General features: G+C 55.2%; 13 protein-coding genes. 11 read left to right on the top strand and 2 right to left on the bottom strand.

What is annotated here, in order from left to right; translation table 11 throughout:
* The first annotated feature begins 73 nt into the window (after window positions 1-73).
* Window positions 74-682 carry a class I SAM-dependent methyltransferase gene (locus ABD971_RS21685; protein ID WP_345325496.1) on the top strand — a complete coding sequence of 203 codons (609 nt, stop codon included), beginning with the start codon at window positions 74-76 and terminating at the stop codon, window positions 680-682.
* A 17-nt stretch (window positions 683-699) separates the two neighbouring features.
* Here ABD971_RS21685 and recQ read toward each other — a convergent pair whose 3' ends face one another.
* The gene (recQ, locus tag ABD971_RS21680) at window positions 700-2,934 is read right to left on the bottom strand and encodes a DNA helicase RecQ (protein WP_425571343.1); all 2,235 of its coding nucleotides are present in this window, start codon (window positions 2,932-2,934) and stop codon (window positions 700-702) included.
* Window positions 2,935-3,159: 225 nt separating this feature from the next.
* A complete protein-coding gene (locus ABD971_RS21675) occupies window positions 3,160-3,999 on the bottom strand; it encodes a sialate O-acetylesterase (RefSeq protein WP_345325492.1) in 840 nt (279 codons plus the stop codon).
* Between the two features lie 110 nt (window positions 4,000-4,109).
* Here ABD971_RS21675 and ABD971_RS21670 point away from each other — a divergent pair, with 110 nt between their 5' ends.
* From ABD971_RS21670 to ABD971_RS21625, 10 genes are all read left to right on the top strand, one after another.
* Entirely contained in the window at window positions 4,110-4,259 is a 150-nt protein-coding gene (locus ABD971_RS21670) for a hypothetical protein (protein WP_345325490.1), read from the top strand.
* Window positions 4,260-4,456: 197 nt separating this feature from the next.
* Window positions 4,457-5,461, top strand: coding sequence for an NAD-dependent epimerase/dehydratase family protein (locus ABD971_RS21665; RefSeq protein ID WP_339937855.1), 1,005 nt, complete (start codon window positions 4,457-4,459; stop codon window positions 5,459-5,461).
* A gap of 745 nt (window positions 5,462-6,206) precedes the next feature.
* On the top strand, window positions 6,207-6,929 hold the full coding sequence (gene rpe / locus ABD971_RS21660; RefSeq protein WP_339937857.1) for a ribulose-phosphate 3-epimerase: 723 nt from the start codon (window positions 6,207-6,209) through the stop codon (window positions 6,927-6,929).
* Window positions 6,926-7,513, top strand: coding sequence for a histidine phosphatase family protein (locus ABD971_RS21655; protein ID WP_339937859.1), 588 nt, complete (start codon window positions 6,926-6,928; stop codon window positions 7,511-7,513). Before rpe ends, ABD971_RS21655 begins: the two co-directional genes overlap by 4 nt.
* A 599-nt stretch (window positions 7,514-8,112) precedes the next feature.
* Window positions 8,113-9,747 carry a DUF1549 domain-containing protein gene (locus ABD971_RS21650; RefSeq protein ID WP_345325648.1) on the top strand — a complete coding sequence of 545 codons (1,635 nt, stop codon included), beginning with the start codon at window positions 8,113-8,115 and terminating at the stop codon, window positions 9,745-9,747.
* A gap of 84 nt (window positions 9,748-9,831) precedes the next feature.
* Window positions 9,832-11,103 carry a DUF1501 domain-containing protein gene (locus tag ABD971_RS21645; protein ID WP_339937863.1) on the top strand — a complete coding sequence of 424 codons (1,272 nt, stop codon included), beginning with the start codon at window positions 9,832-9,834 and terminating at the stop codon, window positions 11,101-11,103.
* Between the two features lie 8 nt (window positions 11,104-11,111).
* Complete coding sequence (locus ABD971_RS21640) at window positions 11,112-11,747, top strand: RNA polymerase sigma factor (protein ID WP_339937865.1); 636 nt, start codon at window positions 11,112-11,114, stop codon at window positions 11,745-11,747.
* A 1-nt stretch (window position 11,748) separates the two neighbouring features.
* Window positions 11,749-13,788: a hypothetical protein gene (locus ABD971_RS21635; protein WP_345325485.1), complete on the top strand. Its 2,040-nt coding sequence runs from the start codon at window positions 11,749-11,751 to the stop codon at window positions 13,786-13,788.
* Between the two features lie 245 nt (window positions 13,789-14,033).
* Entirely contained in the window at window positions 14,034-14,753 is a 720-nt protein-coding gene (locus ABD971_RS21630; RefSeq protein WP_345325483.1) for a DUF4339 domain-containing protein, read from the top strand.
* 288 nt (window positions 14,754-15,041) lie between these two features.
* Window positions 15,042-15,623 carry a hypothetical protein gene (locus ABD971_RS21625; protein ID WP_345325481.1) on the top strand — a complete coding sequence of 194 codons (582 nt, stop codon included), beginning with the start codon at window positions 15,042-15,044 and terminating at the stop codon, window positions 15,621-15,623.
* Window positions 15,624-15,713 lie beyond the last annotated feature (90 nt).

The raw sequence follows: 15,713 nt of genomic DNA, 5'->3' as shown, positions 1-15,713 counted from the left end.
TCGACATCCCAAATCGACAACGGTGTTTCAGTTCGAGCGAATATTGTCCTCCTAACAAACTCATTTGATCAGCATGCTAAAGAACGTCCCCCTGCCTAGCTTCAACGACGCGTCGCATCCAGACGAACATCTCGAATTGATCAAAGAAGCGAACGAGCGAGTGGATGTGTTTACCAAAAACCGCCGCGACACGATTCACAATTTTGTCGTGTCCGATTTTGAATTGGTCGGCGCGGCGATTGGGTGGTTAGTCGAAAACCGCATTGCTTGCGGCGATTCGTTTCTGGAGTGGGGCAGCGGTTTTGGCGTTGTCACCATGTTAGCGGCGATCGAAGGCATGGACGCGGTCGGAATCGAGGTCGAGCGTGACTTGATTGATCAGTCTCGCCTGCTCGCTGAAGACTTTGACATCGACGCCGAATTTGTCGAAGGCAGTTTTTTGCCCGACGATCGTTCGGTGATCGAGTCCGTGATCCAAGACTTTGAAAACGTCGATATCGACAGCCCGAGTGCCTACGAAGCGTTGGGAAAATCGATCGACGACTTCGATTTAATCTTTGCCTTTCCATGGCCCGGCGAGCAAGGGTATTTCGCTACGATCTTTGATCAATTTGCCGCCGATGGGGCATTATTGCTGACGTACGACGGACGCAACCAATTGCGACTTCAGCGACGCGAATAAACGCCGACTAGGCAACATCAGTGGGCTTCGGATGCGGCCGGCGTTTCCACATTTTGATGGCATGTCAAGACAACACGGATCGCTTCGTAGGAGATCTTGCCTTCAAAAAATTCATGCATCGGCTTGATCCGCCCTTCTTCCACCAAATGCAGATTGCCGAGGATGGAATCACGAGTCTGCTCGTCCACCCAAGGCGACGGATCGGTGATTTTTTCTTGACGCAAAAAATCCTGCAGATAACCGACAACGGTCGAGACAGCTCGCCCCAACTTCTCGGCAACTTCTTCGATCGATTCGCCCCGGCGGAAATTATCGAACGCGGCCATCGAATTTGCATTGGGCAAGACCGCTCGTGGCGCAGCAGCGGTTGCCGCCGGCGCGGGCACCGTTTTCACATCGGTTTCGAGATTGTGGGTTTCACAATAAGAGCGAATCGGCTCAAGAAACGTTTCGCCAAAATCAGCCAGCTTCCGATCGCCGACTCCTTTGATCTTGCCAAACGCCTCGAGCGTCGCCGGACGAACGCGAGCGAGTTCACGCAGCGTGGCATCGCCGAACACGATATAGGCTGGCACATTCTTCTCCGATGCGATCGCACTTCGCTTGCTCCGCAACGCTTCAAATAATCCGCGATCCACACCGTCCCACGAATCGACCGACACCACTCGGCTTCGCGAGCGAGTTTTTTTACCAGGGACACTTAATCGTGGATTTCCATCACGGTGCAACAAGCGGCGGCCCGACTCGGATAGCGACAAAATCTGGTACTCACCGGTACGTTGCAAATACGATTGCTGGACCAATTGATCAATCCACATCCGTACCGCATTTAATCCGTCGTCGGTTAACAAGCCATGCGTGCTCAATTTGTTGTGCCCGAGTTGGACGATCCGCTGTTCCGTTGATCCGACGAGAACCTTGGCAACGTGCGAAGCTCCGAACCGCTCTTGCACTCGCAGAACGCACGACAAGATCTTTTGGCTCAACGTAATTGGATCGTCGACCAACTCGATTTCATCCAGACAGAAATCACAGGCACCACAATTTTCATGGGTGTAGGGTTGGCCAAAATATTCGACCAGAGCCTTGTGCCGGCAAACGGGGCTGCCGCACAGCTGATTGATGGCTTCGAGCGATTGCAGTGCACCGCCGCCGGTGGCCTGCGAGTCGCCCTGCATGATTTTTTTCCATGTGACCACGTCGCCACCGGAGTAGATCAAAACGCATTCGGATTCCAAACCATCACGCCCGGCACGTCCACTTTCTTGTTGATAGTGCTCGATCGATTTGGGCATCCCGGCATGGACCACAAACCGCACGTTTGACTTATCAATTCCCATTCCAAAGGCGACGGTGGCGACGATCACATCGCACGTCTCTTTGATAAATGCGTCTTGGCTTTGCTTTCGATCCTCGTCACTCATTCCGGCGTGATAGGGCAGGGCAACGGTCCCCAATTGATTCAGCGCCGCCGCGGTCCGCTCGACTTCTTTGCGGCTAATGCAATACACGATCCCGGATTCGCCACGATGACGCTCGATCACATCAACGACTTGTTGCAATCGGCCGTTCGCCCGCAGCATGCGATAGGTCAAATTAGGACGATCAAAATCGCCGACCAACACCTCCGCTTTCTGCAGCCCCAGTTGGCCGACGATATCGTCCCGCACCGGTTGCGACGCGGTCGCGGTATAAGCATGCACTGCGGACGCAGGGAATTGCTCTTTTAGAACCCGCAGCCCGCGGTATTCGGGACGAAAGTCATGCCCCCAATTGCTGATACAGTGAGCTTCGTCGATCGCGAAAAACGAGATCGGTGTCTGGTGCAAAAACTGCAGCATCCGGCTGGACAACAAGCGTTCCGGAGCGACATACAACAGTTTGGTTTTGCCCGCTCGGATTTGCTCGGCGACCTCCCGCTTCTCAGCCTCCGTCAACGAGCTATTGATGAAGGCGGCCTCGACACCACAGGCGCGCAGCGAATCGACCTGGTCCTTCATCAACGAAATCAGCGGCGAAACGACCACCGCCATGCCATCCATACAGAGCGCCGGCGCCTGGAAACAAAGCGATTTTCCGCCCCCGGTCGGCAACACCGTTAAGCTATCTCGGCGATCCAACACGCTGCGGATCGAAGCTTCTTGTAGCGGCCGAAACGAATCGTATCCCCAGACGTCCTGCAAAACTTGGTGAACCGGAGTCATCGCGTCCGCCGCCACGGCATCCGATGGAGAAGCGTCCTTGGTCATCATTTCATTCCACTAAGAATCGTCGCCCCGTCTGTCGAGAACCAAACCCAACCATGATGCGACATGAGGAACGTATGTTCACAATCCTAACACTTTGCTGCTGAACCGCAAACGAACGACCACTGCGCATTGCCGCAAAACCGGCTCGTGATCGCGGCGCGATCCCCCCAAGTCCCAGCGACTCGGTTGGCCAGCGACTTTGTAGGCCAGCGACTCGGTTGGCGAGGGTCACGGATTTGGATTCGCGGTTCGGATCTTGAGCATGGCGGTGGCGTAGCGTTCTCCCAGCAACCACTGGCTGGCAGCGTCAAAGTGTGTCCCTTCGTCCCAGGTGGACGTCCCTTCGCAGGTCACCAAGCCAAATCCTGCACCGCGAGTGCCGACCGCTCCGATCGCGGCGCGGACCTTGTCCCGTTTTCCGTTATCGAACACTTCCCCCACGACCACGGGCAAGTCCGGTACGCCAACGTCCTGGCGGATACGATCGACGAACTGCAACAACCTTGCTTCGTAATCGTCGGAGGCGAGCTGCGAATCGGATTCGCCTTGGTGCCACAAAAGCCCACGAATCGTGTAACGATCCCCTCGTTCGCTCAATGCCTGCGTTGCCATTTGGATCGTCTCGACGAAGTCGCGGTAGCGTTGGCCCTGCGTTTTCGGTTCGCCCATCACACCGGGTTTCCAATCACTTCGCAAACTCGATCCTCCCTTGGATCCCTTGATGAGGGCCAACTTGCGGTCCGGCTCGGCCTGCAACATCCCATGTGCGAAGCCGAGTTCGGGACCGAACGTGGACGAGGGCACTTCGCCTTTATACCCGGGCGCGATACTGAACCCAGGAGCAAGCGGTTGCCAGCCATCGCTCGACTTTGGCAGGTTTCGATAATAGATGATCGCATGATCCGACGGCTGACGTTGTTCCTCGGTCAATTCACTCGCTTTGCCACGGCCGTCCATGTTGGACTGGCCCGCCAGCAAGTACACGTCGTACTCGGCCGCGCTCAAGAAAGAAGGAGTGGCGGCCAACAACACAATCAAGCAAACGACATTAGCGGGTTTTAATTTCATCAAGAGATCCTCGTCTCGGTGGGCTGCAGCAAAGGGGACCGGAACCATGTTATAGCTGTATCCGCCCCCAACGGGGCGTTTTGGGCGAGGCGTTTCAGGCATGCCAGAGCTTGTTTTCTGCGATCACGATTCAAAAAAACACCCATTTTCTGCAGAAAGCCATCGGCGGCGGTCTGGAATTTGCCGTTGCAAGCATTTCTCTCCCCCTGACGGAGCCGCAGAGAAATCTCGTGCCGATCACGCTGAAAAGGATTTCGTAATCCCACGATTTCTACAGCGCTGCCTTTACAGGTCAGCCGGTTTCGTGCCGATAGGTTAAATGAGGCTTAGTGGAATGAGGCTTAGTGGATCGTAGAGACAGCTTTATGTAGCGATTGAGGATCTTGGTTATCTTATTACGTGAACTGAATCTCAATTTCTCTCCCCGAAATCTATCGACATAAGAAGAGATTGAATCATGCGTGTCCTAGTGACGGGCGGTACTGGCTTGCTTGGGAATACCGTGCTGCGGCAGTTAGAAGCAGCGGGGCACGAGACGGTTGCCCTGGTGCGTGGCGAACCCGATCGAGAGATTTTCTCGGGTCTGAACGCTCAATTTCTGCACGGGGACATCCGCGATGCTGACACGATCCAGACCGGTGTCGCCGATTGTGATGCCGTCATTCATTCGGCCGGACTGATCCATTTAGGATGGACGCGGCTGCACGAATCGATGCAAGTCAATCGTGATGGCACCCGCGTGATTGCCGAAGCCTGTCGCCGCTATGATCGCAAATTAGTTCATGTCGGCACCGTGGATACGCTGGCGATCGGTTCACGAACGACCAACGTGGACGAATCGACCCCGATCACGACGAGCAACGATCAAATCCCTTGCAGCTATGTACAGAGTAAACGTGCGGGCGTCGACGAGGTGCTGGCGCAAGTCAAACTGGGGCTGCGTGCTGCGATCGTGCATCCTGGGTTTATGTTGGGACCATGGGACTGGAAACCAAGCAGTGGCAGGATGTTGATCGAAGTCGGTCGCGCCTGGCGTCCGCTAGCGCCCCCAGGCGGATGCAGTCTGTGCGATTCACGCGACGTTGCCGCAGGGACAATCGCGGCGATCGAGCGGGGCGGCGACGAGGGACGACAATTCATCTTGGCCGGAGAGAACGTCACCTATTTCAAGCTCTGGAAAGAGATCGCCGAGCGAATGAACTCACGCGGCCCCCTAATGCCCACCGGTCCTGCCGGATTGTGGATTGCAGGAAAATTGGGAGATGCCTTCTCGCTGGTTTCAGGCAAAGAAGGTGATTTGAACAGCGCCGTCATCCAAATGAGCCGGATGTTCCATTGGTACGACAGCTCGCGAGCGAAGGCCGAATTGGGGTACACGATCCGCGACCTCCAGCAAACTCTTGATGATGCCGCGAAATGGATCCAAACGCATCATCAGCATCATCAACGCATCCCGGCTTGACCGCCGCTGGAATCACTCGGCGTCGCATTTCTCTTGCAGCTACGCGATTCGCTTCGGTCTCCACTTCGCGATACGCTTCGGTCTCCGCTTCGCGATTCTCTTTATGCCTCGCGTTGGGGTACGGGATCGCGGTGGGAAGGATGCTGTGTTGGTTCGAGGACAAAAATGATCCTATTTTTACGTTCCAGCGACGGATTCGGCCCTCTGCCGAGATGAGCTTTCGCCGTCGGAAATCGGCCACCTGCCAGCAGTCCTGGCCGCTTGAACCAGCATTTAGCGTGTAAATCACGGCATTTCCGCTGCGTTTACAGCCATACTCGCGCGGTCCACTCGCCCGATTCGATGGCGAGCTCAAGGCTGTATTGAGTGTGCTGGCGGGTCCAATTTGGTAGCAAATCGCTTCGCAGGCGGCACCCACCGATTGATTTCCAAAAGTTTTAACGGAAACCAAAACGCCCTTACAGCGTTTGAGAACCGATTTTTTACGGGAATCAGAGCCGGCAAGTTACCAAACCCCCACTATTTGGGTGGAATCGCAACAAAACATCGAATTGACAAGTGGCCGTTCACGCGATCAATCTGTTGCGATCAATTCGACGTGATTGATCCGACAAGTCTGCTTAAACGCGATTAGTCAGATCGATCATTCCCGATTCCCTTGCCGCTCCGGTAAGAATGGAATCACAAGAAGCGAATCGCCGATGGAAGGTGATGTCGAACCCTGACACGTTTGCGAGAAAAGTGAATGACCCGAGCGAAGCTCGATGCGATCCGAGACGCGGCGCCGGCAGTATTGCCGAGCATGCTGATTTGTGACTTTGGTGACTTACGGTCCGAAGTCGCAAAATTAGCCGACGCGGGGACGAAAGTATTGCACTTGGATGTGATGGACGGGCATTTTGTCCCGAACCTGACCTACGGGATGCCCATTATCGAAGGTTTGCGTCGTCACACCGACCTGCCGTTGGACGTGCATCTGATGATCAGTGATCCACTGAAGTACGCGCGGCCGATGGTCGACGCCGGTGCCGACATCCTGACGTTTCACGTCGAAGCGGTCGAAGATGCGGTCTACACCGCACGCGAAATCAAGAAGCTTGGTGTGGGTGTCGGCGTGGCGCTGAACCCGGATACGCCGATCCGAGACCTCGATCCCTGTCTTGAGGACGTGGACATGGTGTTGGTGATGAGCGTGAATGCAGGTTTTGGTGGCCAATCATTCAACCCCGTCGCCTTGGACAAATTGAAACTGTTGCGTGAGAGCCATCCTGATTTGCTGCTCGAAATTGACGGTGGAATCAACAATGAAACGATTGGCCAAGCTCGTGCGGCAGGTTGCGACTTGTTTGTCGTAGGTTCTGGAATCTTCCGCGCCGACGATTACGGTGACGCGATTTCGCAGTTGGACGGGGCCATTGCCGCCGCAAGCGGGCAATCAGAAAACGGGCAAACAGGAGCAGGATCATGATCACGCTTCGTATGCCGGTGATGTCACGCGTGCTGGTGGTGCGGCCGGGCGCCACCAAATTTGACGACGAGCAACGGATCAAAGGCTCGCTTGATATGCCAATGAGCGACCGTGGGACGGTACAGGCCAATTTGTTGGCTGCCGAGCTCGCGGATGTCCGCTTCAAAACGATCTACACCTCTCCCTGCGAATCGGCGCGTGAAACGGCCGCACGGTTGGCGAAGGGACGTGACATTCGGATCAAAGTGGTGGATATATTTCGCAACATTGACCATGGGTTGTGGCACGGCAAATTGATCGAAGAAGTCCGCCGAAACCAACCGCGGGTCTACCGCACCGGTCTGGAATCGCCGGATGACATTTGTCCTCCGGGCGGAGAAACGATCCGCGAGGCTCGCGCGCGAGTCATGAAGGCGGTTCGCAAAGCGGCCAAGAAAAGCCGTGATGAAATCGTCGCGATCGTCGCTCCTGATCCAATGGCGACCATCATCCAAAGCTTGCTCAGCGGGGACCCTCTTCCCAATTTGTGGCAAGCGGAAACCGATTCAGGAACGTGGAATCTGGTCGAGTCCGAGATTGCTTGATCGACCGCCCCCCCTCGCGGTAGCTGGCAATCGATAGATGGCAAAACTATCGATAGAGGGGAAGTCTGGATCGCAACAAAGCGAAGATCCGGCACCACGGTGGCGACGCTTTGGCCACCCTCCCCCCCCGTATGCTTTTTGGAAATGTGCCCTCAGTGCATTTGCCCAAATGCATTTGCAGGGCTCCAGACTGCAATTTCGTTAGAAAACGGCGACTTTTTTTGTCGCTTGGGGATCTGACGGCGTTTCAATCTTTGTGAGCAGGGAATTTCGCTAATAGAATAGGGGTTGTGCCCGAGCGTGCGAGTACATCTCACATTGCTCGACGTTACTACATTGTCACCCTGGAAATGCCTAACACCATCGCAGTCACCGTCGACACGAGACTGCGAGTCACAAGATCATCTTCGCCTGTTTTGGCCTTCTCGTGCGATCCCAACCCTAGCGGGTGCAATCGAGATGATTCTGTGTTTGCAACTCCATGTTGGGGGTGACTGCAACTCACGTGACTGCAACTCACTATGCCTAGCGGAAAATCTGCAATGATGCGAGCGACACAGCGACACCGAAACACAAATGGGTTCATCGGGCTGGTTTTGATGACCAGCATGATGGGGATGTCGTTCGTGGCAGCGCCGCCGGCATCGGCTGCCGACGCCGTACCAAGCCAAGTCGCCTTGATCAACGACGCGATCGAGCAAGGTTGGCGTGATTACGAGATTCGGCCGGCTCCCGAAGTCGATGATGCGACCTGGTGTCGCCGCGTTTACTTGGACGTGATTGGCCGGATCCCCACGCTCGAGGAACTCAAGACCTTTCTCGACAGCAAGGGAAGTGACAAACGAGCCAAATTGGTCGATCAACTGCTGTATGACGACAAATACACCGAAGAGTACGCAAATCACTGGGGGTCAATCTGGACGAACGTGCTGATCGGCCGCTCCGGTGGAACCGATCGACGCTCGATGACCAGCCGCGATGGTATGCAAAAGTATCTTCGCGATGCGTTCGCGACTAACAAACCTTACAACACGATGGTTTACGAATTGGTCACCGCCGAAGGTTCGACCAAGCCAGGAACAGACAAATTCAACGGAGCGGTCAATTTTTTGGTCGACAAAGTCAACGATGAAAATGGCGTGTTGGCAACCAGCAGCACCTCACGAATTTTCCTTGGCCAACAAGTTCAGTGCACACAGTGCCACAACCACCCGTTCAATCAGTGGAAGCAGCAAAAGTTTTGGGAGTTCAATTCGTTCTTTCGACAAACACGTTCGCTGCGACGTTTTGTTAACGGGACGCGAGACATCGACCACGCTGAATTGGTAAGCGAGGACTTTGCCGGCGAAGCGGGTGACCCCAACGACGCGTTGGTGTTCTACGAACTTCGCAATGGATTAACCAAAGTCGCCTATCCGGTATTCACCGACGGCACCGAGATTGAAAAGAGCGGTTACGTAAGCGAGGTGAATCGTCGCCAGGAACTTGGCCGTTTGATGTTGGAAAGCGAATTCCTAGACAAGATGGCGGTTAACCGAATTTGGTCGCACTTCCTCGGCTTTGGCTTCACCAAACCGATTGATGATCTAGGGCCTCACAATCCTGCTTCGCATCCCGCGTTGCTGGAGGATCTAGCAAAAGAATTCCGCAAGAGCAGTTACGACACCAAACAACTGATCACCTGGATCACGCTCAGTCGCCCCTACAACTTGAAGGCTTTGCTGGGACCTGCCAATGAAATTGATGATCCTACGATTGGCGAGATGCCCAAATTCTCTCGTTTCTATCTTCGTCAAATGAGTGCGGAACAACTCTACCAATCGCTGGTCAGTTCGACCAACGCCGGAGGTGGCGGCAGTTACGAAGAACAAGAGCGTCAGCGTCGCCAGTGGATGCAACAATTTGTCGTAGCGTTTGGCACTGACGAAGGTGACGAAGCGACCACGTTTAACGGCTCGATCCCACAAGCGTTGATGTTGTTCAACGGCGATTTGGTCAAAAACGCGACCAGCACCAAACCCGGCAGTTTCTTGGATCAACTTTCGCAAAGCGGGCGATCACCTCGAGATCGTTTGACCGATTTGTTCATGGCCGGTTTGGCACGGCGACCAAGCAAAGACGAGATGACGATCGCGGGCAAATTGATGGTGGCCCGTAAAGGGAACGAAAAAGAGATGTTGCAAGATATGTGGTGGGCGATTTTGAACACCAACGAATTTATCATGCAGCACTAACACCAACCTGTAACACCTGCACCAGTATCCCCAACCCCAAAATTTTTCGGCTTCGTTTTAAGGCAATTGAAAGGCACGTTTGAGATGATGAATCAATGGTACACCCCAGCGGGGATGACTCGGCGTCACTTCATGAGCCACCTAGCCGGCTCATCGGCCGCTGCCGCAGCAGCGTATACGATGGGAGGTTCGATCTATGCGAACAGCGACGAACTGAAGAAGAAACGACGTTCGGCGATCATGTTGTGGATGGGGGGCGGCCCCTCGACGATCGACATCTGGGACCTGAAACCGGGTGCCAGCAGCGGCGGACCATTTCGCCCGATCTCGACGACTGGCGACATGCAAATTTGTGAGCACATGCCGTTGATGGCTCAGCAAATGAAACACATGTCGATTGTCCGCAGCATGTCGACTCGCGAAGCGGATCACAATCGTGGCCGTTATTACATGCACACCGGATACGTTCCGAACCCAAATATCGAACACCCCAGCTATGGATCGGTGTTGTCCCACGAACTGATCGACCAGCGGCCTGAGTTAGAGATTCCACCGTTTGTATCGATCGGTGGCGCCAGCACCGGCCCTGGATTCCTGGGCATGGCATGGTCTCCGTTTTCGGTGACCAGCAACGGCCGAATTCGCAATCTCGAGATGAGTATGGAGAACTCGCGGTTGATGCAGCGGATGGCGGCGCTCAATATGATCGAGCAAGATTTTGCCAAACGCACGCGAGATCTGCCGGCAAGCGAGCACTCGAAAGTCCTTAAAAAGACGTTCGACTTGATGACCAGCGAACAAATGAAAGCGTTCAAAGTCGCGGAAGAACCCGAGGAAGTCAAAGAGCGTTATGGCACGAACGGATTCGGGCAAGGCTGTTTGTTGGCCCGCCGATTGGTCGAAGCCGGGGTCCCCTTTATCGAGGTCGATCTTGGCGGCTGGGATAATCATGGTGATATTCACGCCACCCTGAAAGACAACAAGCTGCCGATCCTCGATAAAGCGATGAGCGCATTGGTCGAAGATTTGGACCAACGTGGATTGCTGCAAGACACGGTGGTGATGTGGATGGGTGAATTTGGACGCACGCCGAACATCAATGCCGGAGCCGGACGCGACCACTTTGCTCGTGCCTGGTCCTGTGTGGTGGGAGGTGCTGACATCAAGGGCGGCTTGGCCGTGGGCGAAACCAGCCGCGATGGTTCGGCCGTAGAAACCGAACCCTTCAGCTCCGAAGACCTGATGACCACCGTGGTCAAGGGACTTGGAATTTCAACCGAGAAAACCTTCACCAGCAAGAATGGTCGACCGATGAAAATTGCTGGTGGTGGCAAGATCATTCGCGAACTTGTGTAATTAACGCAGTGCCAAAGTCGGATGGATCGCAACGTAAACACGTCAGTTCCGCGGCGGATGCAAGTCATCTCAGCGATGCGGATGTGGGGCTGCGTAGCTCGACCACGAGCTCGAGCGTTTGTGATCCTCACGTCGATCTAGAGCCCGCTGAACTGATCGAACGTCACCAACGCGGCGTTTGGCGGTACTTGCGGATGCTCGGGTGCGACAGTGCGACGGCGGACGACTTGACCCAGGAAACGTTTTTACGCGTCTTGCGGCAAGGCAATTTTACTCAGCACAATGACGCTGCGACCGCCGGCTACCTGCGACGCACCGCCTACAATCTACTGGTGTCGCGGCACCGCAAACACGGCCGTGTCCAAACCGTGGCCGAGCCCGCGGTGCTGGACGAGATCTGGAATCGATGGGCGGGCAAGGATTTGACGGGCGATATTGCCATTGATGCGTTAAGAAATTGCATGGAATTGCTAACCGAGCGAGCACAATCGGCACTGCAAATGCGTTTTAGAGATGACATCAGCCGGGTCGAGATCGGGGCCGCACTTGGAATTTCCGATCATGGTGCACGGAATTTGATGCAAAGAGCCAAGCAGCAGCTCCGAGATTGTGTCGAGGAAAAGCTGCACGCTAAGAATAGATAAGATGAACCGAAAAATTTCCCCTCACGAAGAACAAGCGATTGACGCGATGTTGGCCGAGTTACACGGCCGACCCGCTCCCGATTTGTCTCAGCAAATCCTGCGTCAGTTGCGTGAAACGCCTTCTCAGGGCGACTTGTGTGCTGAATCGTTGACCTCATCGGGCTCGCTGCGGGTCGAAGTCGGAGCGACGCGTCGGCGGGCGGTTGCTGAGAAACCAACGGCCCTTGTCTCATGGAGAAATGCCCCATGGAAAATCGCGACGGCGATCGCCGCTGCCCTGTTGCTGATGGTTTGGATGGGACGTGATTCCACCTCCGTCGACACTTCGTTGACAGCACAAGATTCAAACCGCACACATTCACTCGGCGGTGAGCCTGGCCGCACGCCGCTACTGCACGAACTTGCCCACAACAACACAGCAGCGACCACGCCCGTCACCGCACCCGACTCGAACGTTACGTCCAAATCAGTGGAACGAAAACCGCTGAAGGGGATCCCGTTAGCGATGAAATCTTCATCCGAAGATCCGCTGGACGATATCGAGCAACTCAAAAACGAGCAACCAAAAATCCAGGCTCCTGTGATCAAAGTGCCATCGATCGCACCGGAAAACCGCAAGGCGGTGACGTTGGTCGCAAAAGAAATCGACACCAACCTGCACGACTATTGGTCTTCGCTTGGCATCCAAGCGGCTCAGGAAGCAGACGTTGCCGAGATCGCCGAGCGAATTTCGAGCGTTTTGGGAACCGAGGTCCCCGAACAAGCGATCGAATCGGCGACAGCCTTCCAATCGTTCCTTGCGAAGCCCGAGATTGCTCGCGGCGCCGCTCAGAAATTCATGAACGTGGTCACCGACGGAGGATTCCAAAAACTTGATCCCGAGAGTCAAACATCGCTATTGAGCGAACTAGCGAGTTGCTTTGGTTCGGAACAACCGTTTGATGAAACCCTGGCGTCTTGGATCAGTGGCGATGGCCCAAACTCGCTGCACTGGTATTCGGCCAACGCGATCGATGGCATCCATCCCTTGGCTCGCCGTTTTGCAACGTTGACGATGAATGTCGATGTTCGCTGCATCAAATGCCACGACTCGGTGATTGAAAGCCGGGGCACGCAGAGCGAATACTGGGCATTCGCTGGGTTGCTAGAGCGAAGCGTCAATCGGAAGAACAAAAAGGTACTGTCCGTCGCGACGGACCGAGCCTCCGACGATCTCGTTTTCTTCGAGACCTTGGATGGCCGTCAGAAGGTGGTCGAACCGGGTGTGCCCGCAGGCTGGATTGCAGGTTCGGGCGACACTGCAGCGATGGATTTGAAACAGTGGTCCCAACGCGTCCTTGGGTCTCGCGAACTTGCTCGCGGCGTAGTGAATTCGATGTGGCGGATGATTCATGGACGTCCGTTACGCGGTTCGGTCGTGGATTTGTCGACGCCTCCCCACACCGAATCGCTTGGTTCGCTTGAGCGACGATTAGTCGACGATTTAATCGATTCACGTTTCAACCTTGCCCGGACGTTGGCATTGATCGTTTCCACCTCGACCACCCGGCGATCGGTTCCAGTTGCCCTTCGCGCTGATCAAATCGCGATGTCCAGTCAAGCGGATATCGATCACGGCAACATGCTCGTTGGCGCGTTTGCGGCAGCAGCGCCACAGCACGCGTCACTGCCGGTGTCCAAACGCGTTCAATTTGCCAATCGTTCTGTTGGCGTCAGCCTTGATGCGATTCAGAAAGAGACGCTGCTTTTGGCGCAGACGCTTGACACAACGGTCAGCAAAACCAAGTCAAATAGTCCGGGCGATGCGGTCACCGCGAGAGCGGATATCACGATTGAGCAGTTTCCAGGCAAAGCCGTCGCACCTCCGGTGCAATGGTTGACGTTGATTGACGAATTGGACGAAAAGGTGAACCATCTTGCCTATCTCGTGCCAATGCAGAAGGTTCCCAAACCGGTCAATGAGGTGGTTGAGAAGATGGTGGCGGAGAAGAATTCCGAGCCACTGATCTTGCACCGTGTGTGGTGGATGATCCATCCCTAAAAGCCACCATTACTGAACGAGGCCTCGCGTCGGGCGCCATCTGCCTTAGCACGAACCGGGTGTTTTTTTGTAGCGGTGTAGCGTTCTGGTATGAATGTCAACGGCGAGCCCACGCGTGTTGGCTGATTCGATTATGATAGAAAGCCGACGGCGGATTGCCGCTGCTGATTCTCTTTCATCTAGTCGTGCGAGGCCGAGGGACTGACATGGGCATCCGGTTCGCCTGCCATGTTTGCAATAAGCAGTTGAATATTAAGAGTGAACTCGCAGGCCGACGCGGTGTGTGTCCCTCGTGCGCGTCGCGATTCCGTATTCCCTTGCAGGATTCTGCCAAATCCACTCCCGTCGAAACGCGGTCGGCACCGATTGCTGCGGAATCTCAGGCGGGTGCTCCGCAGCCGCAAAGTCAGCCGCCACAACGAAAGGCTGCTGCCGCTGCATCGGATTCTTCGGGTGATGATATCGCAGCGAACGTTGCAGTCGCTGCTGCGGCCGACACCCCGCAACGCACCAAGTCATCGAGTGCGTTGTTTGACGGTGAATCAACTTGGTACGTCCGCCCACCGAGTGGTGGACAATATGGCCCCGCCACGGAAGAAGTGTTTCGCGAATGGATTACCGAAGGCCGCGTGGCCGCCACCGCATTGGTGTGGCGCGACGGCTGGGCCGAGTGGCGAGATGCGATTGATGTTTTGCCCGAATTGTCGGGTCGCAGTGTCGCGGCTTCCGCCGCAGCCGCTCAAAACACCCCCTTCGGCGACTCCGCCACAAGTCTGACGCGGGACTCTGCCTCCGCGAACGGCCGTTCCGGTGACTCGGCCTCTGTAGCAACCGAGGTCTACGGGAATCGACAAATCGGAGCGATCAAGCGAAAGCGGTTCCTGCAGCGTGCCGCCACGATTACCGCACTATCGATTGTCGCGATCGGGTTGGTCGCTGCACTTTTGGCGGTCGCTGGCCGATAACCTTCGCTGCACCGTGCCACCGCCGTGCTGTTGGAGGGATATCGTGGCGATATAAGTGGACGCAAGCTTACAACTGGAACAAGATTTGCCACCGTAATTCGTCGTCGTGAATTGTTACCGGGATCGGAGTAACTGGGCGGGACCGATACCGGACGGTGGATCGATGTACTACAGTATCGAGTAGTTGGCGGTGGAATCCGCTATTTAAATTCGGGTTCCACGTCGGCGAATGATTTACACAACAAGTTAAGCCTCGACTCACCCAAGATCTCCCCAGGAGCTAGAACGATGACGATTGCGCAACGCCTGAACGCCCTTTGTCTGGCCATGCTTTTCAGCTTGGTCGCGACGAATTCATTTGCCGCCGATGCAGCGGACACCGCAGACCAAGCCGAAGCGAAGACGGTCAGTGTGTTTGGCGAGGCCGACTTGAAGGTTCCCGCTCAATTCAAAGCGACGAAACCTCAATCGGGCATCGTCGAGCATGAATTTGTTGCCAAGTCAGAAAAGAACGAAGAAGCGACCGCGCGGGTGACGTTCATGGCGGCGGGGGGTGATATTCAGGCCAATATTTCGCGTTGGAAAGGCCAATTTAGCGGCGGAGATCCAGAGGCACAAAAGTCAAAAGAAATGAAAGTCGGCAAGTGGGACGTTCACATCGTCGACGTTAGCGGAAAGTTCCAGGAACGGATGGGAGGAGGTCCCTTCTTTGGTGGCAAAACGGTCGAGCGTGAAAACTATGCTATGACCGGCGCGATCATCGTCCATCCCGAAGGCCGCAAGTACTTTGTCAAAATGGTCGGTCCTGCCGAAGTGGTGACCGAAAATCGAGATGCTTTTGTTGAGATGATTAAAAGCATTGAAAAATAAGGACGACGCTACGGCGACAAACCGTTAGCGTGTAAATTGCCGCGCAGCCTTCGACTCGAATCGTTTTTAAACACAGGCCCTTTTGTAAGC

The sequence above is a fragment of the Novipirellula rosea genome (assembly GCF_039541335.1).
GTDB classification, from domain to species: Bacteria; Planctomycetota; Planctomycetia; order Pirellulales; family Pirellulaceae; genus Novipirellula; species Novipirellula rosea.
Note: the sequence above shows the minus strand (reverse complement) of the source record. Positions and strands in the feature narration are given on the sequence as shown.